This is a genomic window from Caballeronia sp. LZ032, from assembly GCF_031451315.1.
In the GTDB taxonomy this organism is placed as follows: Bacteria; Pseudomonadota; Gammaproteobacteria; order Burkholderiales; family Burkholderiaceae; genus Caballeronia.
Genome location: NZ_JARUXP010000003.1, coordinates 168560 through 189271 on the forward strand (window position 1 = coordinate 168560; position 20712 = coordinate 189271).

20 protein-coding genes and 1 pseudogene are annotated in these 20712 nt (G+C 62.8%); 15 read left to right on the forward strand and 6 right to left on the reverse strand.

The genetic code is table 11. The annotated features are described in order from the left end of the window. Together QCE69_RS22195 and QCE69_RS22200 are read left to right on the forward strand one after the other, a co-directional pair. A partial coding sequence (locus QCE69_RS22195; RefSeq protein ID WP_309933018.1) for an RHS repeat-associated core domain-containing protein occupies nucleotides 1-898 on the forward strand: 898 nt, incomplete at its 5' end. Between the two features lie 2 nt (nucleotides 899-900). Further along, on the forward strand, nucleotides 901-1350 hold the full coding sequence (locus QCE69_RS22200) for a hypothetical protein (protein ID WP_309933021.1): 450 nt from the start codon (nucleotides 901-903) through the stop codon (nucleotides 1348-1350). 60 nt (nucleotides 1351-1410) lie between these two features. Here QCE69_RS22200 and QCE69_RS22205 read toward each other — a convergent pair whose 3' ends face one another. Then, nucleotides 1411-1641 carry a SymE family type I addiction module toxin gene (locus tag QCE69_RS22205; protein WP_309933024.1) on the reverse strand — a complete coding sequence of 77 codons (231 nt, stop codon included), beginning with the start codon at nucleotides 1639-1641 and terminating at the stop codon, nucleotides 1411-1413. Between the two features lie 82 nt (nucleotides 1642-1723). After that, nucleotides 1724-2071, reverse strand: a complete 348-nt coding sequence (locus tag QCE69_RS22210) for a helix-turn-helix transcriptional regulator (RefSeq protein WP_309933025.1) — start codon at nucleotides 2069-2071, stop codon at nucleotides 1724-1726. Between the two features lie 344 nt (nucleotides 2072-2415). On the opposite strand from QCE69_RS22210, the gene QCE69_RS22215 reads away from it, so the two are divergent. Next, nucleotides 2416-2967 (forward strand): toprim domain-containing protein, encoded by a 552-nt coding sequence (locus tag QCE69_RS22215; protein ID WP_309934162.1) that lies wholly within the window; start codon nucleotides 2416-2418, stop codon nucleotides 2965-2967. Here QCE69_RS22215 and QCE69_RS22220 read toward each other — a convergent pair. Both QCE69_RS22220 and metE read right to left on the reverse strand, forming a co-directional pair. After that, nucleotides 2908-3288, reverse strand: a pseudogene (locus QCE69_RS22220) (transposase); the annotation flags it as partial. The gene QCE69_RS22215 and the pseudogene QCE69_RS22220 sit on opposite strands and share 60 nt — an antisense overlap. 593 nt (nucleotides 3289-3881) lie before the next feature. After that, nucleotides 3882-6176, reverse strand: coding sequence for a 5-methyltetrahydropteroyltriglutamate--homocysteine S-methyltransferase (gene metE, locus QCE69_RS22225; protein WP_309933027.1), 2295 nt, complete (start codon nucleotides 6174-6176; stop codon nucleotides 3882-3884). A 110-nt stretch (nucleotides 6177-6286) separates the two neighbouring features. Between metE and QCE69_RS22230 the strand changes: the two genes are divergently transcribed. Then, entirely contained in the window at nucleotides 6287-7195 is a 909-nt protein-coding gene (locus QCE69_RS22230) for a LysR family transcriptional regulator (protein WP_309923203.1), read from the forward strand. Between the two features lie 9 nt (nucleotides 7196-7204). Here QCE69_RS22230 and QCE69_RS22235 read toward each other — a convergent pair whose 3' ends face one another. Next, entirely contained in the window at nucleotides 7205-8545 is a 1341-nt protein-coding gene (locus QCE69_RS22235; protein WP_309933028.1) for a PLP-dependent aminotransferase family protein, read from the reverse strand. Between the two features lie 101 nt (nucleotides 8546-8646). Here QCE69_RS22235 and QCE69_RS22240 point away from each other — a divergent pair, with 101 nt between their 5' ends. The 10 genes from QCE69_RS22240 (at nucleotide 8647) to QCE69_RS22285 (ending at nucleotide 18701) form a co-directional block, all read left to right on the forward strand. Further along, nucleotides 8647-9261, forward strand: coding sequence for a DJ-1/PfpI family protein (locus QCE69_RS22240; RefSeq protein WP_309933029.1), 615 nt, complete (start codon nucleotides 8647-8649; stop codon nucleotides 9259-9261). A 174-nt stretch (nucleotides 9262-9435) separates the two neighbouring features. Then, complete coding sequence (locus tag QCE69_RS22245) at nucleotides 9436-10155, forward strand: GntR family transcriptional regulator (RefSeq protein ID WP_309818343.1); 720 nt, start codon at nucleotides 9436-9438, stop codon at nucleotides 10153-10155. 34 nt (nucleotides 10156-10189) lie between these two features. After that, on the forward strand, nucleotides 10190-11455 hold the full coding sequence (mtnK, locus tag QCE69_RS22250; RefSeq protein WP_309933030.1) for an S-methyl-5-thioribose kinase: 1266 nt from the start codon (nucleotides 10190-10192) through the stop codon (nucleotides 11453-11455). Nucleotides 11456-11495: 40 nt separating this feature from the next. Beyond that, entirely contained in the window at nucleotides 11496-12575 is a 1080-nt protein-coding gene (mtnA, locus tag QCE69_RS22255; RefSeq protein ID WP_309933031.1) for an S-methyl-5-thioribose-1-phosphate isomerase, read from the forward strand. Next, the gene (locus QCE69_RS22260; RefSeq protein ID WP_309923212.1) at nucleotides 12572-13243 is read left to right on the forward strand and encodes a class II aldolase/adducin family protein; all 672 of its coding nucleotides are present in this window, start codon (nucleotides 12572-12574) and stop codon (nucleotides 13241-13243) included. Before mtnA ends, QCE69_RS22260 begins: the two co-directional genes overlap by 4 nt. An 80-nt stretch (nucleotides 13244-13323) precedes the next feature. Continuing rightward, a complete protein-coding gene (locus tag QCE69_RS22265) occupies nucleotides 13324-14439 on the forward strand; it encodes a sugar ABC transporter substrate-binding protein (protein ID WP_309923214.1) in 1116 nt (371 codons plus the stop codon). A gap of 59 nt (nucleotides 14440-14498) precedes the next feature. Then, entirely contained in the window at nucleotides 14499-16034 is a 1536-nt protein-coding gene (locus tag QCE69_RS22270) for a sugar ABC transporter ATP-binding protein (protein ID WP_409021226.1), read from the forward strand. Then, nucleotides 16031-17032: an ABC transporter permease gene (locus QCE69_RS22275; protein ID WP_309818355.1), complete on the forward strand. Its 1002-nt coding sequence runs from the start codon at nucleotides 16031-16033 to the stop codon at nucleotides 17030-17032. The genes QCE69_RS22270 and QCE69_RS22275 overlap by 4 nt, the downstream gene beginning before the upstream one ends. 20 nt (nucleotides 17033-17052) lie before the next feature. Then, the gene (locus tag QCE69_RS22280) at nucleotides 17053-18063 is read left to right on the forward strand and encodes a dihydroxyacetone kinase subunit DhaK (protein ID WP_309818357.1); all 1011 of its coding nucleotides are present in this window, start codon (nucleotides 17053-17055) and stop codon (nucleotides 18061-18063) included. Nucleotides 18064-18074: 11 nt separating this feature from the next. Continuing rightward, nucleotides 18075-18701 (forward strand): DAK2 domain-containing protein, encoded by a 627-nt coding sequence (locus QCE69_RS22285; protein WP_309933035.1) that lies wholly within the window; start codon nucleotides 18075-18077, stop codon nucleotides 18699-18701. Between the two features lie 12 nt (nucleotides 18702-18713). On the opposite strand, the gene proP is transcribed toward QCE69_RS22285, so the two are convergent. Continuing rightward, nucleotides 18714-20180 carry a glycine betaine/L-proline transporter ProP gene (proP, locus tag QCE69_RS22290; protein ID WP_309933037.1) on the reverse strand — a complete coding sequence of 489 codons (1467 nt, stop codon included), beginning with the start codon at nucleotides 20178-20180 and terminating at the stop codon, nucleotides 18714-18716. Between the two features lie 295 nt (nucleotides 20181-20475). Between proP and QCE69_RS22295 the strand changes: the two genes are divergently transcribed. After that, a complete protein-coding gene (locus QCE69_RS22295) occupies nucleotides 20476-20709 on the forward strand; it encodes a hypothetical protein (RefSeq protein ID WP_309933039.1) in 234 nt (77 codons plus the stop codon). Nucleotides 20710-20712: the final 3 nt, after the last annotated feature.

Consider the following 20712-nt stretch of genomic DNA (forward strand, 5'->3'; position numbering starts at 1 on the left):
GTTCGAGAACACCGCTAATGAGCGATGGGTGTATCGATATGATGCGCTCGGTCGGCGTATTGGCAAGCAGGCGGCGGATGTCAGGCCGGAGGTGGGGCACAGGCATCGCGATGAGGGAGCGCGGACCTGGTTCCTGTGGGACGGCGATGCGATGGCCGGCGAGGTGCGGCAGACGGCGCTTATCGAGAGCGAAGCGCGGTTTTATGTGTATCGGCAGGAAGGCTTCGAGCCTCTGGCGATGCAGGTCGATGATGGGGCTTGTAAGCGGATTTACTTTTATCAGAATGATCCGAATGGTGCGCCAGTCAGGTTAAGCAGCGCGGACGGTGACATCGTTTGGGAAACGCACTACAGTGTTGCGGGTGGGATCGATTGGTGCGAAACGCGGAAGGTCGAGCAGGCGATTCGGTTGCAGGGGCAGTACTTCGATCATGAGTCGGGGTTGCATTACAACCGGTATCGGTACTTTGATCCCGGCACTGGGCAGTTCATCTCGCAGGATCCGATCGGACTAGATGGTGGAGAAAATCCATATCAATTTGCGCCCAATACTTTTGGATGGGTAGATCCATTAGGGCTGAAGTGTGGAAAATCACTCTCGCAACGATTGTTTGAAAGTAGGTTGTTCGGAATCACTTCTAAGCTGCTCGGGCATAGTGCGGCTACGGCTGATCGATCGCATGGTGTGTTAAATAAGCCGGGTGGCCTGTTTAAATTTGGTTGGTCGAGCAATCAAAGTAAAAGCAATGGTTGGGGGCAACAACTAAGAATCGGAATTGGAAGCAAAAAGTCCCAACCAAATCAGGCGTTATTTCACGTCTATGTTCCGGGAACGTTTGTGCCGAACGTTAATGCCAATCCTGTTATTCAGGCCGCACAGAGGGCAAGAGGGCGATGAAGATGTCTGATTTCCATTCGAACATTGTCTGGAAGATTGAGATAATTAATTCGATCCTCGAGAAGGTTCACCTTAAAAGGCTTGGTGATAGAGATTGTGTTTTTATCCCGCAGACAAGCGACAGCTATTTTGCTTCGTATTTACTTGATAAAAATCCGTTCGTTAGACTGGCAATCGAAATTGGCATGGATTATGTTCAGATTGGGATTGATAGGATAGCAGAGGCGATTGTGTGGAATGACTTAAATATCAAAGCCGATCCAAGGTCATTTGAGGATGAAATTTATTCGTTATTATCTGGTGAGTTTAATGTGAGGCATTGTGGGCAAGGGTACACTCGCGTCAAAATTTTTAGAAAAGGGGTTTTAGTAAAGGATATTAAGTATGTGAGTGGTCTGTTTAACTGGTTTGGTTGTGATTCAGAACAATACCCCCCTTTGTGTGGCGTTTAGTTGGGATGGTTTATTTCTTAATTTAATTATATGGGCCGCAAAGGCGGCCCCTTTGCATGTTTATTCGGCGGTAATCACAAGCCTACCGTGGCCAACGTTAATCTTGACGCGCTGCCCAGGGCTGAATCCGGCCTGCTCGATCCATCGTCCGGCGAGCTTGAGCCACGGATAAATCGGCGGTTCTTTGCGTTGCCAATGCGGCTTCTTCGAACGGCTGTCGCGTTGGATCTGCTGAACGGTCACGAAGCGTTCCGTGACGGATGGGCTTGCTTTAAGATTGGCGTCAGCCATAGTCAACTCCCTCATTGAGTTGGTTGAGGTCAGCGAGCCGCCTGGGTTGCCGCCCGTGCGGCTCGCGCTTTTACTGCGTTTGCTATCTCGCCATCAGCTTGCTCATCTGCGAGCGTTTGACGAGACTGTCCATCAGAACGATCAGCGCCTGCTGGTCTTCGTCCGAAAGCAAATCCATCTGTTCGTAAAGCTCATGCAGCCGCGGGTTGTGAATGCGCGGCTCGGTGGGCGGTTCAAGCCCGACGAGGGCATCGACGCTGGTTTGCAGCGTCTGCGCGATCCGGACCACTGCGTCGAGCTGTGGCAACGAAGCGCCGCGCTCCCATCGGTTGTAGACCCGTTTGTCCACTGAGAGCAGTTCAGATAGACGGGTCTGCGTCATCTGCCGTGCTTCGCGAGCAGCGCGCAGGCGAGCGGCGAACTCTTCCATGTTGATCTCACAAAACCAAAGCTGAAGGGAAAGTGGTCATTGTAAGAACCCCATGTAGAGCGAACGCCTGATGTCTATATTGTAGTCCAAATATAAATCTACGACAATGTCCATTGAAAGGTTTTAGACGGAGGCGGATCGATGGCGCGCATCGCGGAAGCAGAGCTTGAGCGGCTAAAGGCGGAAGTGTCGGTGGAGCAACTGGTGCGTGCGCAGGGTATCGAGCTGGTGAAGTCGGGCCGTGACTGGCGCGGGTGTTGCCCACGGCGTATCACTTGTATCTGCCGGGGCCGCGCCGGGGCGTGTTCAATGCGGAAGGCGTGCGCGGTCAGAAGGAAGTGATCGTGTGTGAGGCGATCATCGATGTGTTGACGTTCTGGTGTGCGGGGTTCCATAACGTGACCGCGGCGTTCGGCGTGGATGGCTTCATGGATGAGCATGTGGCGTTGTTCAAGACGTCGGGCGTTGAGCGGGTCATCATTGCGTTCGATCGTGATGCGGCGGGCGACGCGGGCGCATTGAAGCTTGCCGAGCGGTTGATGAGCGAGGGCTTCAGCTGCTATCGGCTGAAGCTGCCGCACGGGTTGGACGCGAACGAGTACGCGCTGAAGGTGACGCCGGCGGCGAAGAGCCTGGGCATGTTGATCCGTAGCGCCGAATGGCTCGGGAACGGGAAGGCGCCTGATCGCGCATGGGCGCCTGTTGCGAGCGCGGTCGTGAAAACCACTCCCTCTTTAGCCGCTAAAGAAGAGGTCGAGCTGGCGAGCGCGCCCGAGCTGGCCGCGCCGGCGGCGTTGCCCGCGACGGTTGAACCTGCTGCGCCGTCGCTCGATATTGGTCTGCGCCAACAACTCTTCGATTCCCGCCTCACCGAGTCGTTTGCGCCAGCGCGTTAGGCTCGACGGATCGATGGGTGGCTCGGTCTGCAGAAACACTTCGCCCGTGAAGACTTGCCAATAAGGGTTTTCGACCCACTGCCACACAACCTTTTCATCGGACAGGTCAAACGTGTGTTGAAGATAGAACAAACCAGCAATCAAGCGCGGGGATGTCGCGGAGCGTCCGGCAACAGACACGAAGCTTGCACTCATCGTCGTGCCGAGATGCGCCCAGTCGATCAACCCGGCCAGGCGCACCAGTGGATGCCTCAAATTGATCTGCTCAAGCAGCGGCTGGCGGAAGAAGTCTCGCTCTGTCACACGCGCTTTCGGACCCATTCGAACCTCATCGGAATTTGCAGGCTTGCACGCGCTAATATGCCTGTATCCTTCAATCCCGGTAATCCAGTTTCGCCCTTAACAGCTCGTCAGCAAGGGACTTCGAGATTTTTAAGGATCGACTGATTACAATCCACCGTGTTCGACGTTGATTCTCACGCGCTGCCCGGGGCTGAACACCCGGCCTGCTCGATTCAGTACCCGGCGAGCCTGAGCCACGGATAAATCGGCGGTTCTTTGCGTTGCCAATCACGCACAGTCGATCCGCTCGGGCGCGTGTTGAACATCCGTTGCGATCCGTTGGGACGGATCGTGAGTCGCATCGCGGCGCGCAGCTGAGAGGACAAGCACGATACCCGTTTCCCGACAAACCAGTCCCTTCTCCGCAACTTCCGACGCTTCAGATACATTCGCCTAAGGGTTAACGATCCCGGCAGTTCAGATTAATCGTGTATTCCCTGCTCCAGCCGCTTCATAAAATTACGCATATAAGAAAAGCTTTGAAGGCAGAGCGCGTGTTGGTTTGAGAGGCGAGCCAACTAGGGATAGCGCCCCGCATAGGCGGGGCGCGCGTCCTGACGGCAACTGCGGACTCACTTCAAAGAAGCACGCAACGTCTCCGCCGCCGCGACCATATTCCTGAGCGCCGGAATAACCTCATCCCACTGACGCGTCTTCAGCCCGCAATCCGGATTCACCCACAGGCGTTCCGCCGGAATCCGCTCTGCCGCCTTCCTCATCAGATTGACGATATGTTCCTGGCTCGGAATGTTCGGCGAATGGATGTCATACACACCCGGCCCAATCTGATTCGGATACTTGAAGTCATCGAAGGCATCGAGCAGTTCCATATCCGAACGTGACGTCTCGATGGTAATCACATCCGCATCCATGTCAGCGATCGAGGCGATGATGTCGTTGAATTCCGAATAGCACATGTGCGTGTGAATCTGCGTTTCATCCTGTACGCCATTGGCCGTGATGCGGAACGATTCCACCGCCCAGCGCAGATACGCGTCCCACTGCGCGCGCCGCAACGGCAAACCTTCGCGAAGCGCCGCTTCGTCGATCTGAATCACACGGACGCCGGCCCTCTCGAGATCCAGGACTTCCTGACGAATCGCGAGCGCCAACTGCTGGCATGACACCGAGCGAGGTTGATCGTCACGTACGAAAGACCAGTTAAGGATCGTGACCGGACCGGTCAGCATGCCTTTCATCGGCTTGCTGGTCTGCGAGGCCGCGTACCGCGTCCATTCCACCGTCATGGCCTTCGGGCGGCTGATATCGCCGAACAGGATCGGCGGCTTGACGCAGCGCGATCCATACGACTGCACCCAGCCGAACCGACTGAACGCATAGCCGTCCAGCTGCTCGCCGAAGTATTCGACCATGTCGTTGCGTTCGGCTTCGCCATGCACGAGCACATCGAGCCCGAGCGCCTCCTGTTCGCGCACCGCACGGGCGATTTCCTGCTCCATCGCCGTGCGATAGCTCGCGTCGTCGAGTTCGCCGCGCTTGAACCGGCTGCGCGCCTGACGAATCTCGCCGGTCTGCGGGAACGATCCGATAGTTGTCGTCGGGAATGCGGGCAGGCCGAGAATCGCGGCCTGCTTCTTCGCCCGTTCTTCGTAGCCGTGTTGACGCTTGCCGAGCGTCGCGTCGATGCCTGCAATGGCTGCCTTCACCGCCGGGTTATTGACGCGCGGAGACCGACGCCGGCTTTCGATGGCGGTTGCGTTCGCGCCAAGTTCATCGGCGACGGATTTTCGGCCATGATTCAACGCGCCGGCCAGCACTTCCAGTTCCCCGAGTTTCTGCAGCGCAAAAGCGAGCCACGACTTGATCTCGGTATCGAGTTGAACTTCCGTGTCGAGGTCGACCGGCACGTGAAGCAGCGAGCAGGACGGTGCGATCCACAACCGATCACCAAGTTGCCGGTGCAGCGGTTCGAGCCATTCGAGAATCGCGTTCAGGTTGCTTTTCCAGATATTGCGTCCGTCGATCGCGCCGACGGACACCACCGCCGTGTCCGGCAGCTCAGCGGCGGCGGCCTCGATTTCTTTACGTGCGTTGATCGCATCGATATGCAGCCCGTCGATCGGCAATTGGCACGCGAGCGAAAGGTTCTCCTGCAACTGGCCGAAGTAGGTGGTGAGGAGCACTCGCACGCGTCGGGCGGACAGTGCATCGTAAGCAGTGACGAACGCAGCGCGCCATGCTTCGTCCAGTTCGGTGACGAGCGCCGGTTCGTCGATCTGCACCCAGTCCACACCTTGCGCCGCGAAATGATCGAGCAACGCGGCGTAGACCGGCAGGATGCGCGGCAGCAGTGCGAGCTTGTCGCTGTCGTCTTTCGCCTTGCCGAGCCACAGATACGTCACCGGCCCGATGATGACCGGCTTCACATTCACGCCCAGCGCGCGCGCCTGCGAAACCTGTTCGACCAGACGTGACGTATCGAGTTTGAAGTGCGTGTTCGCATCGAACTCGGGGACGATGTAGTGATAGTTGGTATCGAACCACTTGGTCATCTCGCCGGCGGCGACGCCCGCGCAGCAGGCGGCGTGCGCTTCAGCACCCGCCGCCGAGCGGCCGCGCGCAACGCGGAAGGTGTTGTCCAGCGTGTCGCCGTGGAAGTCGCGCACGCGTTCGGGCAGATTGCCAAGCGTGAAGCTCATGTCGAGCACTTGATCGTAGAACGCGAATTCGCCGACGGGTACATAGTCCAGACGCGCCTGTTGCTTCCAGTGACGTTCACGCAGCTGCGCGCCGACCGTTTTGAGTTCATCGAGCGACGACTCGTCCTTCCAGTATTTCTCGAGCGCGAACTTCAATTCGCGTCCGGCGCCGATGCGCGGAAAACCCAGGTTGTGTGTCGTGACCATCGCGCGTGTCGTCCATGAAAGTGGCGGTAGCGACGATGATAGAATTTCCGATGTATGAATAAAAATGGTAAGTTTTCATACAATGATCAAATTCGTTCATGGAGCACGTCATGCTGGAACGCAGTCATTTGCTCGTCGTGCGTGAGGTCGAGAGGCAAGGTTCGCTGACTGCCGCAGCGGAGGTCCTGAATCTCACGCAGTCGGCGCTGAGCCACACGGTCAGGAAGCTCGAACAGCAATTGGGCACGGCGGTCTGGACGCGTGAAGGCCGTTCCATGCGGTTGACGCAGGCGGGGCACTACCTGCTTGGTCTGGCGAATCGGCTGTTGCCGCAGTTCGAGCATGCCGAAGCGCGCATGAAGCAGTACGCACAGGGCGAGCGCGGCACCTTGCGCATCGGCATGGAGTGTCATCCCTGCTATCAATGGCTGCTTCGCGTGGTCTCGCCGTATCTTGCGAGCTGGCCCGACGTCGATGTGGATGTGAAGCAGCGTTTCCAGTTCGGCGGAATCGGCGCGCTGTTCGGCTTCGACATCGACATCCTCGTGACGCCGGACCCCTTGAAAAAGGAGGGTTTGCGCTTCGTGCCGGTGTTCGACTACGAACAGGTCCTCGTGGTCCCGGAGGACCATGCGCTGGCATCGGCGGACTACGTCACGCCGGAACAGATCGGGTCCGAAGTGCTCATCACCTATCCGGTGGAAACTGACCGGCTCGACATCTACACGCAGTTTCTGACGCCGGCCAACGTCGTGCCGCGGCGGCACAAGGTGATCGAGACGACGGACATCATGATGCAGATGGTAGCGAGCGGCCGGGGCGTCGCCGCGCTGCCACGCTGGCTCGCGGAAGAGTATGCGGACCGGATGCCCATTGCGCCGCTCAAGCTGGGCCGGAAGGGCATCGCGAAGAAGATCTATCTCGGCATGCGCGAGTCGGACCAGGGCATCGACTATCTGGCGGCATTCGTCGACCTGGCGCGCGGGGCCGACGGCGCGCACGCACGCATGCGGGCGTGAACCTCGGCTTCACGCGTCGATGTGAAAGCTCACCACCTCCTGCACCCGTTCCAGCGCAAGCCGTAACGTCTCCACATCCACCGATCCCAGCGCCAGCCGCAACGCATGCGGCACGTGCGCCGTCGTGCAGAAAGGCTCGGCCGTCGATACCGAGATCCGTTCCTGTATCAGCGCCTTCGCGATGCGGTCCGCGCGGACGTCTTCCGGCATCGGCAGCCAGATGAAATAGGACGCGGGATGCGCCAGCCGTTTCAGGCGGCTCAACGCGCGGGCCGCCACTGTCTGGCGCATCGTGGCATCGGCGCGCTTTTCCGCTTCGAGTCGCTCGACCGTTCCGTCTTCGAGCCAGCCACAGGCCAATGCTGTCATTACGCCAGGCGTGTTCCACGTCGTCACCCGGATCGCGCGTTCGATCTTCGACACCCGCTCGCGCGGGGCCACGACATAGCCGACACGCAATCCCGTTGCCACGCTCTTCGAGAAGCCCGACACATACACCGTGATGTCCGGCGCGAGGGCCGCGAGTGGGGGCGGCGCGTCATCGGCGAGAAAGGCATAGGCGGCGTCCTCGATGATGAACAGCCCATGCTTGCGCGCGATCGACACGAGTTGCCTGCGTCTGCTCGCCGTCATCACCCAGCCGAGCGGATTGTGCAGCGTGGGCATCGTGTAGATGGCGCGGACGCGACGCCGCTTGCAGAGCGCTTCGAGCGCATCGGGATCGGGTCCGGCGCCGGACGCGGCGAGCGGTGCGAGTTCCAGCCGCTGCGACTGCGCCAGCAACTTGAAGCCGGTATAAGTGAGCGCGTCCACCGCTACCACATCGCCGGGCTTGAGCAAGCCCATGACGGTGGTCGCCAGACCATGCTGCGCGCCATCGACGAGCAAGACCTGCTCTGCGTCGATCGAAAGTCCGCGGCGTTCGAGATGGCGCGCGACGCACGCGCGTTCGTGAAGCCGTCCGGCATGCGGCTGATAGCGCAGCAAGGCCTCCAGATTCCCCGCAGATGCCAGTTGCCGCAACGCCGTGCGCAGCAATTCCGTCTGCCCCGCAAGCGCGGGATAGTTGAAGTTCAGATCGACCATGTCCGAGGCGATGGCGACCTGATCGATGCCCAGCCCGTTCGGCAGGCCGGCTTCCTTCACGAAAGTACCGCGCCCGGTCTCGCCGCTGACGAGTCCCATGGCGTCGAGCTCGGCGTACACGCGCGTGGCCGTGACGATGCCGAGTCCTTCGCGCGCGGCCAGTTCACGATGCGTCGGCAGACGTGTGCCCGGCTTAAGTTGGCCCGATGCGATATCTTCAGCGATGCGGTCGACGATCTGTTTGTAACGTGCAGGCTGTGGCATGAGACGCGTCCGGAACAGGATGTATCCATGACAATCATTTGATTGTATTCATGGCTGACCGTAGCATGCCTGAACTATCCCCGCCATGAAAGGTTGTCGCCATGCACATCGCCATTCTCACGTTCAATGGGTTCAACGAACTCGACTCGCTGATCGCGCTCGGCATTCTGAATCGCATCAGGAAGCCGGACTGGAAGGTCTCGATTGCGTGTCCGTCGGCGGAAGTGACGTCGATGAACGGCGTCGTCATCCGGGCGCAGGCCACGCTGGAGGAGGCGAGCGCGGCGGATGCGGTGATCGTCGGCAGCGGCAGGCAAACGCGCGACGTCGTGGCCGATGCCGCATTGATGGCGCGCATCCGCCTCGACCCCAGCCGCCAGTTGCTTGCGGCCCAGTGCTCGGGAACGCTGATCCTCGCGAAACTCGGCCTGCTGAACGATGTACCCGCCTGCACCGACCTCACCACGAAGCCGTGGGTTCAGGAAGCCGGCGTGCGCACGCTCGATCAGCCTTTCGTCGCGAACGGCAATGTGGCGACGGCGGGAGGATGTCTTGCATCCCAGTATCTGGCAGCCTGGGTGATCGCGCGTCTGGAAGGTGTCGATGCGGCATGCGCCGCGTTGGATTATGTCGCGCCGGTCGGCGAAAAAGACGAATACGTCGAACGCGCCATGAAAAATATCCTGCCGTTCGTGGACGCTGCCGCGCCCGTGTGACGCAGCGGAATTCGTGCACTGCAAAGCCCGTCGCCATGCGCGCGACGGGCATTTTCATGCTGCATCCGCGCATGAAGCAAATCTCCATCGAGGCGCAGAACCGTCCGGGAAAGTCCCGAGAGAAACATCAGACGTCTGATGTACATTTCAGTGACTGCCAACCGAGAGACCTTCATGCGCCTGAGCGTCGAGCGTTCGATGAGCGACAAGATCCAGGCGTCGCTTCTCGACATGATCCATGAGCGCAAGCTCAAGCCCGGCGATCAGATTCCCACTGAAATAGAGCTTTGCGAGCTGCTCGGCGTCGGCCGGTCCAGTCTGCGCGAGGCCGTGGCGCAGATGATCTCGCACGGGCTGCTGTCGCGTCTGCAGGGCAAGGGCACCTTCATCAGACAAATTTCGCTGAAGCTGCACGGCGGGCTCGATGATCTGATGTCGGTGACGGACATGATCCGCAGCGTGGGCGCTGTGCCGTCGACGAGCCGCAAGCAGATGGAGCATGTGGCGGCATCGGAGAGTCTGGCGGAGAAGCTCGGCATCCGGCCCGGCGATCCGTGCGTGCGCATCGAGCGCGTGCGCCGCGCGGATGACGCCATCGCCGCGTACTGCATCGATACCATCCCGAAGCACGTCTTCGACGGCGCGGAGGGCGAGTTGGGCGAATCGCTGTTCGGCATGCTGGAGCGCACCGGACGCCGGCTGTCGCACACCCACACGTCGATCCAGCCGACCATCCTGACGCCGCGCGACCTGCCGGAACTCGGCGATGGTTTCGGCCTGTTCCTGCTGCTGGACGAAGTGGATTTCGATCAGAGCGGCGAGCCGCTCTGCTACAGCAACGACTACTACAACACGAGCATCTTCAAGTTCGATCTGGTGCGCAAGCGTCGTTGAGCGCGCGTGCCGGAGCACATCGGAGGAGGCACCGATGGAGTTTGAAGCTTTCACGGCGCAGGAACTGGCCGCGTATCTGGGCGGCGTGCCCGACGTGCGCGCGCTGCTGGGCGATCCCGCGGATCTGGATGTCGCGGAAGTCGGCGACGGCAATCTGAACTATGTGTATTTCGTGACCAACACGAAAACGCCGCAGCGCAGTGTCGTCGTGAAGCAGGCGCCGCCGTTCCTGCGTCTGGTCGGCAAGACCTGGCCGCTGTCGTGTCAGCGCATGGAGCATGAAGTCGCCGCGTTGCGGCGCTTCGGCGCGCTCTGTCCGCAACATGTGCCGAAGGTCTATCACGCGGACAGCACGCGCTTCCTGATGGTGATGCAGCATCTCGCGTCGCATCGCATCCTGCGGCAAGGCCTGATGGACGGCACGGTCTATCCGATGCTCGCGCAGCATCTGTCGGCGTATCTCGCCCATACGCTCTTTTTCGGCTCCGATCTCTTTCTCTCGGCCGACATCAAGAAGCAGGCAGCCGGCGCGGCCATCAATCCGGAACTGTGCAAGATCACCGAGGATCTGGTTTTCACCTTTCCGTTCGAGGCGCATCCTTCGAACGTCTACAGTCCCGCGCTGCCGCAGGCGGCCATCGAACGGCTAAGGACCCACGAACCGCTGCGCGCCGCCGCCGCCGACATGAAGTGGGCCTTCATGAACCACGCGGAAACGCTGCTGCACGGCGACCTGCATACCGGCTCGATCATGGTGAACGCGGAAGACACCTTCGTGATCGATCCCGAGTTCGCGTTCTATGGCCCAATGGGTTTCGACGTCGGTGCGCTGCTTGCGAACCTGCTGCTCGCGTACTTCTCGCGCGACTGGCACGGACGTCTCGACGGACGCGATCCGCTCGAATACCAGGAATGGCTGCTCGACCAGATGACGCGCATCTGGAACGGCTTCAGCGCGCAATTCGTGGCGCTGTGGCGCGATCACGAAAGCCGCAGCAAGCGGCCGTTCATCGGCGGCGGCGCGGACGGCCGCGCGGTCGCGGCCTATCGAGCGCACTTCATGCGCCGGCTGCTCGCCGAGTCGCTCGGCTTCGCGGGCTGCAAGATGATCCGGCGCATCGTCGGCATGGCGAAGGTCGCGGAGATCACGCGCATCGCCGATGCCGAAGCGCGGGCCCGCATCGAGATGCGCTGTCTGCGTTGCGCGGAGACCTTGCTCGTGCAGCGCGCGGCGCTGGGCGACATCGAACAGGTCGCGACGCTGGCGCGCGAGCTCCAGCGCGATGCGGTGTCAATGTAACGGCGGCTCGTTTCGCACAGGTTTCGCACAGGGAGACTTCATGGATTCGCAGCGCTTGTTCAGCACGCTTCCCCCGACGATCGAATGGCGCGACGGCGATCTGCTGCTGCTCGACCAGACGCGTCTGCCGCATGAGATCGTGGTGGAGAACGTGGCGGACGTGCAGTCCGTCTGGCGCGCCATTCGCGAGTTGCGCGTGCGCGGTGCGCCGGCCATCGGCGTGGCGGCGGCATACGGGCTGTGCATCGCGATGCGCGACTCGACCGCGTTGCCCATCGCGGAGTTTCGTGCGGCGCTCGAACGTCAGGCGGTGTGGCTCGAATCCGCGCGGCCCACGGCGGTCAATCTGAGCTGGGGCTTGCGGCGCATGCTGGACCGCGCCCGCGCGACCGACGCACACGATGCCGCGACGCTGTATCAGGCTTTGGTCGAAGAGGCGCGCCGCATCCACGAGGAAGATGTGGCGCTGTGCGAAGGCATCGGCATGCATGGCATGGCGCTCATTCGCGAAGGCAGCGGCGTGCTCACGCACTGCAATGCCGGTGCGCTTGCGACCACCGGCACCGGCACGGCAACCGCGCCGATCTACGCGGCGCATCGCGCGGGACGCGCCTTCAAGGTCTACGCCGACGAAACGCGCCCGCTGTTGCAGGGCGCGCGCCTCACGGCGTTCGAATTGCAGCAGGCGGGCGTCGACGTGACGCTCATCATGGACAGCGCGGCGGCGTCGATCATGTCGCAAGGACTCGTCGATCTGGTGATCGTCGGGACGGACCGCGTCGCGGCGAACGGCGACTTCGCCAACAAGATCGGCACGCTCGGCGTCGCCATCGCGGCGCATCACTACGGCATTCCGTTCTATGTCGCGTGTCCGTCGTCGACGCTGGACCTGCACACGGCCGGCGGCGCGCGTATCGAAATCGAGGAACGCGCGGCAGAGGAAGTCACGCATCTGGCCGGGCGTCGCGTCGCGCCCGACGCCATCCAGGCCCGCAATCCGGCTTTCGATGTCACGCCGCATGCGCTCGTGACCGGCTTCATCACGGAGCGCGGCATCGTGAAGCCGCCGTTCGAGCACGCGCTGCGCAGTCTGTTCGCGGCCGAGGGGAATGCCGCATGAGCGCGATGCAGGAAGTCGCGCTGCGGCAAGGGATCGTCGAGACAGCGCTCGAGATGGAACGGCTGGGCATCAATCAAGGCACGTCGGGCAACGTGAGCGCGCGGCATGGCGACGGCTTCCTGATTACACCAAGCGGCGTCGCCGCGCGCGAGCTGGACGCAGGACAGATCGTCCGCTTGCCGCTCGACATCGCCGACGACGCCGACGTGTTGCGCACCGCGCGGCCGTCTTCGGAATGGCGCATTCATCGCGACATCCTGCGCGCGCGCGGCGACATGCATGCCGTCGTCCACACGCATTCGATCGCGGCCACCGCGCTTGCCATTCACGGCCGCGAGATTCCCGCGCTGCACTACATGGTGGCGGCAGCAGGCGGCAACTCCGTGCGTTGCGCGCCCTATGCGGTGTTCGGCAGCCAGCAACTGTCGGATCACGCGCTGGCGGCGTTGCAGGACCGCCGCGCGTGTTTGCTGGCGCATCACGGCGTGATCGCGTTGGGAACGGACCTGGCGCGCGCGGTCTGGCTCGCGCATGAAATCGAAGTGCTCGCGCGGCAGTATCTGCTGGCGTTGCAGATTGGTGCACCGCCCGTGCTGTCGGATCAGCAGATGGAAGAAGTGCTGGAGAAGTTCAAGACTTATGGCAGGCGCAGCAACGAAGCTCGCTGACGGCAGCACGGAGCAAAAAAGCCAGCGCAGCGCTCACCGCAACGTCATCGCATTGAACCACTCGTACAACGGAGACAACCATGGCCTGGAGTTCAGCAAGATTCGACAGTTGGGGCACGTTCGGCAAATCCACGGGCGCCGTCGTGCTGTGCGCGGCCGCCGCGCTGACCGGATGCTCGAAGAGCGACAACTCATCGTCCACGAGCAGCACCAGTTCAGCGGCGAGCGCGAGCGCGCCCGCCAGCGCACCCGCGAGCGCGGCGGCGACGAGTTCGGCGGGCGGCAAGCCGAAGATCGGCTTCTCGATCGCGACGCTCAACAACGCGTTCTTCGTCGGCCTGAAGGCGGGCGTCGAACGCGGTTCGAAGGAGCAGGGCTTCGAGCTCGTGCAGACCAACGCGAACGGCGACGCCCAGCAGCAGGTCAACGACGCCCTCAACCTGCTGAGCCAGGGCGTGACGGCCATCGTGCTGAATCCGATCGACTCGAAAGCGATCATCCCCGCCGTGCAGAAGGCGAATGAAATGAACGTTCCGGTGTTCACGCTGGACCGCGGTTCGGATGGCGGCAAGGTGACCTCGTTTGTCGCGTCGGACAACGTGGCGCTCGGCCAGACCGGCGCGAAATGGATCGCCGAGCAACTGAAGAAGCGCTACGGCGAGGAGAAGGGCAACGTGGTGGACCTGATCGGGCTGGTCGGCACGACGGCGGCGACGGACCGTGAGAAGGGCTTCAGCGAGGAGATCGCCAAGTATCCGAACATCAAGGTCGTCGCACGTCAGGAAGGCGCGTTCGACCAGGAGAAGTCGCTCAACGCGATGACCAATATCCTGCAGAAATTCCCGCAGATCGATGCCGTCTTCGGCGCCAACGACGACAACACCGTGGGCGCGGAAAAGGCCATCGACAATGCCGGGCGCTACAAGCCGCTTGGCGACAAGGAGCATATCCTCGTGATCGGCGCCGACGGCACCGCGCAGGCGCTCTCAGCGATCCGCGCGGGCAAGCAGGACGCCACCATCTCGCAGAATCCGATCATGATGGCGGCTAAGTCGCTGCAATTCATCGCGGATTACAACGCGAAGAAGGACGTGCCCGCGAACTACGCGTGGCCGACGATGCTGATCGACAAATCCAACATCGACTCGGATGAAGTGAAGAAATACGGGCTGTGGTCGGAGGAAGTGAAGCAGTAAGGGCAACCGGCGGCCGTGTGTCCTTCCGGGACATGCGGCCCGCACACGGAATGCGGATCATGACAGTCGAAACACAGGCTCACGCGCGTACCGCCGCCACATCGGCCAAACCGTTGCTGCGCATGCAGGGCATCGTGAAGAGCTTTCCCGGCGTGAAGGCGTTGCGCGGCGTCAGCCTCGAGCTGCACGCAGGGCACGTGATGGCGATCGTCGGCGAGAACGGCGCGGGCAAGTCGTCGCTGGTGAAGACGCTTTCAGGCGCCTACGAACCCGATGAAGGCACGATCGAGATCGACGGCATGCCGCTTGCGCGCGGCACGAACGCCGCCATCGACGCGGGCGTGGCCGTGATCTATCAGGAGCTTTCGCTCATCAACGACATGACGGTCGCGGAGAATCTGTTCCTCGGCCGCATGCCCGCGCGCAACGGTTTCATGAGGATGCGCGAAGCGAACCAGATGGCGCGTGAAGCGCTCGCGCGCGTCGGGCTGGACAACGTGCCGCCCTGGATGCGCCTCGGCGATCTGCCGCTGAACAAGCGTCAGCTGGTGGAAGTCGCGAAGGCGATTGCACGCGACGCACGCATCCTCGTGATGGACGAACCCACCGCCGCGCTGCAAAGCCACGACATCGCGAATCTGTACGCCGTGGTGCGGCGGCTGCGCGCGGAAGGCATGGGGATCATCTTCATTTCGCACCATCTGGAAGAGGTGTTCGAACTCGCGGACTCGGCGGTCGTGATGCGCGACGGCGCGACGGTCGGCGCGCGCCCGATGTCCAAATGGACCGAGGCCGATCTCGTGCAGGCCATGGTCGCGCGCAATCTCGAATCGTTCTATCCGTGGGAGCCGCGTGAATACGGTCCCGTGGTGCTCGAAGTCCGCGATCTCGCCAGCGCGCCGCTGCTGCGCAACGCGAGCTTTGCGGTGCGCGCGGGGGAAATCGTCGGCATTGCGGGGATCGCAGGTGCGGGGCGCACGGAGTTGCTGAAGACCATCTTTGGCGCGCTGCCGGTGACAGGCGGCGAAATCCACGTGCGCGGCAAGAAAGTGAGCAATCACTCGCCGACGCAAGGCGTGCGGCATGGCCTCGTCTACACGTCGGAGGACCGCAAGCTCGAAGGGCTGGTGCTGGAGGCGAACATCGAGGAGAACATCGCGCTGTCGAGCCTGAAGGCGCTGGCGAGCGGCGGCTTCGTCAGCCGCGCGAAGAAGCGCAAGCTCGCGCACGAAGCCAGCGCGCGTTTCGGCGTGCGAGCTTCGTCCGTGTTGCAGATCACCGGCACGCTCTCCGGCGGCAACCAGCAGAAAGTGATTCTCGGCCGCGCGACGGCAACCAGCCCGTCCGTCATCATGCTCGATGAACCGACGCGCGGCATCGACGTGGGCGCGAAGTCGGAGATCTACGCGCACATGGTGACGATGGCGCGCGCGGGCGCGGCGGTCGTCATGGTGAGTTCGGAGCTGCCGGAACTGCTCGGCATGTCGGATCGCGTGCTGGTGATGTATCGCGGCACTATCGTGACCGAGATTCCGCGCGCTCAGGCGAACTCGGAAACCGTCATTCAGTGGGCAACGACAGGAGCAGGCGCATGACCTCCACAGCAGCCGATCGTGCAGATTCCGAGGCGCTCTCGCGCCGCGTGATCCGCCAGTTGCGCAGCGGCATCGGGCCGTTGTTCGCGGCGCTCGTCATCATATGCGTGGCGCTTTCCATTGCATCGCCGGAATTTCTCACCACCAGCACGCTGACCAACATCATGGTGCAGGTGTCCGTCGTGGGCATCGCGGCGGTGGGCGGCACCTTCGTCATCATCACGTCGGGAATCGATCTGTCGGTCGGCTCGCTCGTGGCGCTGAGCGGCATGGTCGCCGCCACCGTGATGGCCGGCTCCAGTCCGGGCGCGGTAGGACTCGGCGTCGCGGGGCTGTGCGTGGCGCTCGCCGTCGGCGCGGGCGCGGGCGCGCTCAACGGCCTCGCGGTCTCGTGGCTGCGGCTCGTGCCGTTCATCGTCACGCTCGCGGCAATGGCCATGGCGCGCGGTCTCACGCTCGCCATTTCCGATGGCCGCACCAAGTTCGATTTTCCGAGCGCGTTCACGCTGTTCGGCGCGAAGACGGTCGCCGGCCTGCCCATGCCGATGGTCGTCATGCTCGTGGTCTTCGTCATCGGCCACGTATTGCTGCGCAAGACGACTTTCGGACATCAGGTGTTCGCCGTCGGCGGCAATCAGGAAGCGGCGCGGCTCGCGGGCATCCCGGTGCGGCGCGTGGTGTTCTTCACCTACATGCTGGCCGGCGTCACGGCGGCGATCGCGGGCATCGTGCTGGCCGGGCGGCTCAATTCCGCGTTGCCTTCCGCTGCAAATGGACTCGAGTTGCAGGTCATCGCGGCCATCGTGATCGGCGGGACTTCGCTCGCGGGCGGGCGCGGGTCCATTGTCGGCACGTTCATCGGCGTGGTGCTGATCGGCGTGATCAATGTCGGCTTGTCGCTGCTCGGCGTGAATCCGTTCTGGACACAGTTCATTCAAGGCGGCGTCATCTTCGCCGCCGTGCTGCTCGATGCCCTGAGCCAACGGCGCAAGCCCTGAACACATTGGAGACGCCCACCATGAAGAAAATCATCAACCAGCCGGACGTATTCGTCGACGAGATCATCGAGGCGCTGCTGCTCGCCCATCCGCACTGGATCCGCGCCGCCACCGCCGATCAGCGCGCACTGGTTCGCGCCGATGCGCCGGGCAAGGGCCGTGTCGGCATCGTGACGGGCGGCGGCTCGGGCCATCTGCCGGGCTTTCTGGGTTACGTAGGCGAGGGCTTGTGCAGCGGCGTCGCGGTGGGCAACGTGTTCTCGTCGCCGTCGTCCGAGCAGATTTTCGAAGCGACCAAGGCCGTGAGCGGCGGCGCGGGCGTGCTGTATGTGTACGGCAACTACGGCGGCGACGTGCTCAACTTCGATCTCGCGGCGGATCTGGCGGAGGCTGAAGGCATCGACGTGAAGACGGTCGTGCTCACCGATGACGTCGCCTCCGCACCGAAAGACCGCGCAGCCGACCGGCGCGGCGTCGCTGGCATGGTGTTCGCGTTCAAGTGCGCGGGCGCGGCGGCGGAGCGCGGCGATTCGCTCGACGACGTGACGCGCATCTGCGCGAAGGCCAATGCCAACTGCCGCACGATGGGCGTCGGCCTCTCGCCCACCATTCTCCCCGCCGCCGGAAAGCCGACCTTCACGCTGCCCGAAGGGGAAATGGAGATCGGCATCGGCATTCATGGCGAACCGGGCACGCATCGCGGCAAGCTGGAATCCGCCGATGCGATCGCCGAGCGCATCACCACGCAGATCACCAGCGATCTCGCCGCTCCGAAGGGCTCGCGCGTCGCGCTGCTGGTGAACGGGCTGGGCGCGACGCCGCTGGAAGAACTGTATCTGCTGTACCGGCGCTCGGCGAAGCTGATCGCGGATCAGGGGCTGAAGATCGCGCGTTCGTATGTCGGCGAATATGTGACGAGCCTGGAAATGGCGGGTGCGTCGATCACCCTCATGCTGCTCGACGACGAACTCGAAGCGCTGCTCGACGCCCCCGCGCGCTCGCCTTTCTTCCGCGACGGCACCGAATCCTGAAGGAGCGATCCATGAGTGTGACGAGCCAGGAGCTTCGCGACATCCTCACGCGCACGCTGAACGCGCTGCCTGCCCATGCCGATGAGCTGCGTGATCTCGACGCAGCGCTCGGCGACGGCGATCTCGGCATTACGGTGCAGTCGGGATCGGTGGCCGTGGTGAAGGCGCTGGCCGCGCTGCCCGCCGAAGCGACGCTGAACGAAACGCTGCTGGCGGCCGCAAAGGCGTTTTCGACGGCGAATCCATCGACGTTCGCGGCGCTGATCGGCGGCGGACTGCTCGCGGCGGCGAAGACGGTGAACGGCAAGGACGCGTTGAACCGCGATGATGTGCTCGCGATCGGTCAGGCGGTGGCCGGTCGCATCATCGAGCGCGGCAAGAGTCAGGTCGGCGACAAGACCGTGCTCGATGCGCTCGTGCCGAGCCTCGACGTGCTGGCCGCGTCGCAGGGCAGCACCAGTGACGCGCTCGATGCGATGATCGCGAAGGCCGACGAGCAGGTCAACGCAACGGCCGCGATGCAGTCGAGGAAAGGCCGTGCGGCGTGGGTGCAGGAGCGCAGTGTCGGTCATGCCGACCCTGGCGCGACCGCGTATCTCCGCTTTCTCCAGGCCTTGCGACAGACACTTTCAGCCTGAGCACGGGCAAACCTAAGCGCGCTTCTTCTTCAACACGACTTCGCCCTTGCCCGAATGCACGACCTTGAGTTTCGTGCGGGCGAGGGCGAGCGCTTCTCCCTGCGTGCCGACACACGGACTTGAGCCAGGCAACGGCTTGCGCGCGCTTTCTTGCAGCGCGAACACCGACATCATGCCGATCACCGAGGCCGCCATCAGATAGTAGGCGGGCATCAACAGGTTGCCGGTTGCATCGACGAGCCATGCCGTGACCAGCGGCGTCGTGCCGCCGAACAGCGATACCGAAACATTGAAGCCGATCGCCAGCGCGCCGTAGCGGATGCGCGTCGGGAAGAGGGCGGGCAGGGAAGAAGGCATGACGCCGGTAAACGTGGACAGCAGCGCGCCGAACATCAGCAGGCCGAGAAACACGAGAGAAGGCGCACCGGTGCGCACGAGCAGCAGCGCCGGAATCGAGAGCGCGAACAGGCCGATACACCCAGCCATCATCACGGGCCGGCGGCCGAGACGATCGGAGAGATGGCCGGCGCACAGCGTCATCGGGATCATCAGCAGCATGACGAGCAGCACGAGCAGCAGGCCGCGCGTCTCGGCGAAATGCAGCGTCGCCGACAGATAGCTCGGCAGATACGAAAGCGCCATGTAGTCGGTGACGTTGAAGATCAGCACGAGGCCGACGCATTGCAGCATCGGCTTGCCCTGATGCGACAGCAACTGCAGGAACGATTCCTTCGGCCGCGAGCGCTCGTCCTTCTCGCGCGCCTGCGCCTCCTTCTTGAACGCAGGCGTTTCCTCCAGCCTCATGCGGATGTACAGGCCGACCAGACCCAGCGGCCCGGCGATCATGAACGGCACGCGCCAGCCCCACGAGAGCAGCGCATCATGCGGCAGCAAGGCGGTCAGCAGGGCGACGGTGCCCGCGCCGAGGATGTAGCCCATCAGCGTGCCCACTTCGAGGAAGCTGCCGAAGAAGCCGCGCCGCGCATCGGTGGAGAACTCGGCGATGAAGGTCGCCGCGCCGCCATATTCGCCGCCGGTGGAGAAGCCCTGCACGAGCCGCGCGAGCAGCAGCAGGACGGGCGCGAAGATGCCGATCGACGTATAGGCCGGAATGAGGCCGATGCAGAAGGTGCCGGCGGCCATCATGATCATCGTCATCGCGAGTACGCGCTGGCGGCCGATGCGGTCGCCGAGCGGGCCGAACACCATGCCGCCAATGGGCCGCACGAGAAAGGCTGCCGCGAAGGTGCCGAAGGTTGCGATCAGCTGCGCGGACGGACTGCTCGACGGAAAGAACACCTGGCCCAGCACCACGGCGATATAGCTGTAGACGCCGAAATCGAACCACTCCATGGCATTGCCCAGCGCCATTGCGCCGACCGCGCGTTTGAGCAGCGCGTGATCGACGACGGTAATGTCGTCAAGCGTGACGGGCGGTGACGGCTGCGAGGCGGCATGACGCGCGTGCGTGGGGCTCACTAGTCTCACTCCTTTAGTGCAGGCTAGGGAGTGTGCGGATCATCGCGCCTGACTGCCTTCGCTCACGCGTCTGGAAACCGGCGGAAAACGACACGGCTGCATGGCGGTGTCGGAGACGCGCGAACAGGGCGGCTTCAGAGCGTCGTCGTGCCGCCGACACATGGAGCATGCGGCGGCCGCGTGCGCTGACGCGCTCGCCCTTTCATGACGGGCTTTGCGGGCATCTGCCGCGCACACTGGCATGGGCCATGCACTTTGGGGCGCGTGACGTTATCGATCCGCGAAGGAAGCCGCCATGAAACCCCAGTTCATCATCATTCTTCTCGCCGCGAGCGTGGCATGGTCCGCCGTGCCTGCGTTAGCCGGCGATTGCAGCATGTCGAAACGCGTCTGCCGGGTTTCACATGCGGACCGATTCGCCGGTGCCAAGGCGTCGCCGCACGCGGTGCGCGGCGTCGACGCCCATCGCACGCAGCCCGGAAAGCACGAGCAGCGCGACAGCATCGACGCCTGGTATCGCGGAGGCTGAACT

Excerpts from the sequence above, each read along its gene's own strand:
- QCE69_RS22265 (WP_309923214.1), top strand. The coding sequence starts at position 13,324 with ATGGCCTGGAGTTCAGCAAGATTCGACAGTTGGGGCACGTTCGGCAAA.
- QCE69_RS22295 (WP_309933039.1), top strand. The coding sequence starts at position 20,476 with ATGAAACCCCAGTTCATCATCATTCTTCTCGCCGCGAGCGTGGCATGG.
- QCE69_RS22235 (WP_309933028.1), bottom strand. The coding sequence starts at position 8,545 with ATGCCACAGCCTGCACGTTACAAACAGATCGTCGACCGCATCGCTGAA.
- QCE69_RS22270 (WP_409021226.1), top strand. The coding sequence starts at position 14,499 with ATGACAGTCGAAACACAGGCTCACGCGCGTACCGCCGCCACATCGGCC.
- QCE69_RS22230 (WP_309923203.1), top strand. The coding sequence starts at position 6,287 with ATGCTGGAACGCAGTCATTTGCTCGTCGTGCGTGAGGTCGAGAGGCAA.
- QCE69_RS22205 (WP_309933024.1), bottom strand. The coding sequence starts at position 1,641 with ATGGCTGACGCCAATCTTAAAGCAAGCCCATCCGTCACGGAACGCTTC.
- QCE69_RS22200 (WP_309933021.1), top strand. The coding sequence starts at position 901 with ATGTCTGATTTCCATTCGAACATTGTCTGGAAGATTGAGATAATTAAT.
- QCE69_RS22280 (WP_309818357.1), top strand. The coding sequence starts at position 17,053 with ATGAAGAAAATCATCAACCAGCCGGACGTATTCGTCGACGAGATCATC.
- mtnA (WP_309933031.1), top strand. The coding sequence starts at position 11,496 with ATGGATTCGCAGCGCTTGTTCAGCACGCTTCCCCCGACGATCGAATGG.
- mtnK (WP_309933030.1), top strand. The coding sequence starts at position 10,190 with ATGGAGTTTGAAGCTTTCACGGCGCAGGAACTGGCCGCGTATCTGGGC.
- QCE69_RS22260 (WP_309923212.1), top strand. The coding sequence starts at position 12,572 with ATGAGCGCGATGCAGGAAGTCGCGCTGCGGCAAGGGATCGTCGAGACA.
- QCE69_RS22245 (WP_309818343.1), top strand. The coding sequence starts at position 9,436 with ATGCGCCTGAGCGTCGAGCGTTCGATGAGCGACAAGATCCAGGCGTCG.
- QCE69_RS22240 (WP_309933029.1), top strand. The coding sequence starts at position 8,647 with ATGCACATCGCCATTCTCACGTTCAATGGGTTCAACGAACTCGACTCG.
- QCE69_RS22210 (WP_309933025.1), bottom strand. The coding sequence starts at position 2,071 with ATGGAAGAGTTCGCCGCTCGCCTGCGCGCTGCTCGCGAAGCACGGCAG.
- QCE69_RS22285 (WP_309933035.1), top strand. The coding sequence starts at position 18,075 with ATGAGTGTGACGAGCCAGGAGCTTCGCGACATCCTCACGCGCACGCTG.
- metE (WP_309933027.1), bottom strand. The coding sequence starts at position 6,176 with ATGGTCACGACACACAACCTGGGTTTTCCGCGCATCGGCGCCGGACGC.
- QCE69_RS22275 (WP_309818355.1), top strand. The coding sequence starts at position 16,031 with ATGACCTCCACAGCAGCCGATCGTGCAGATTCCGAGGCGCTCTCGCGC.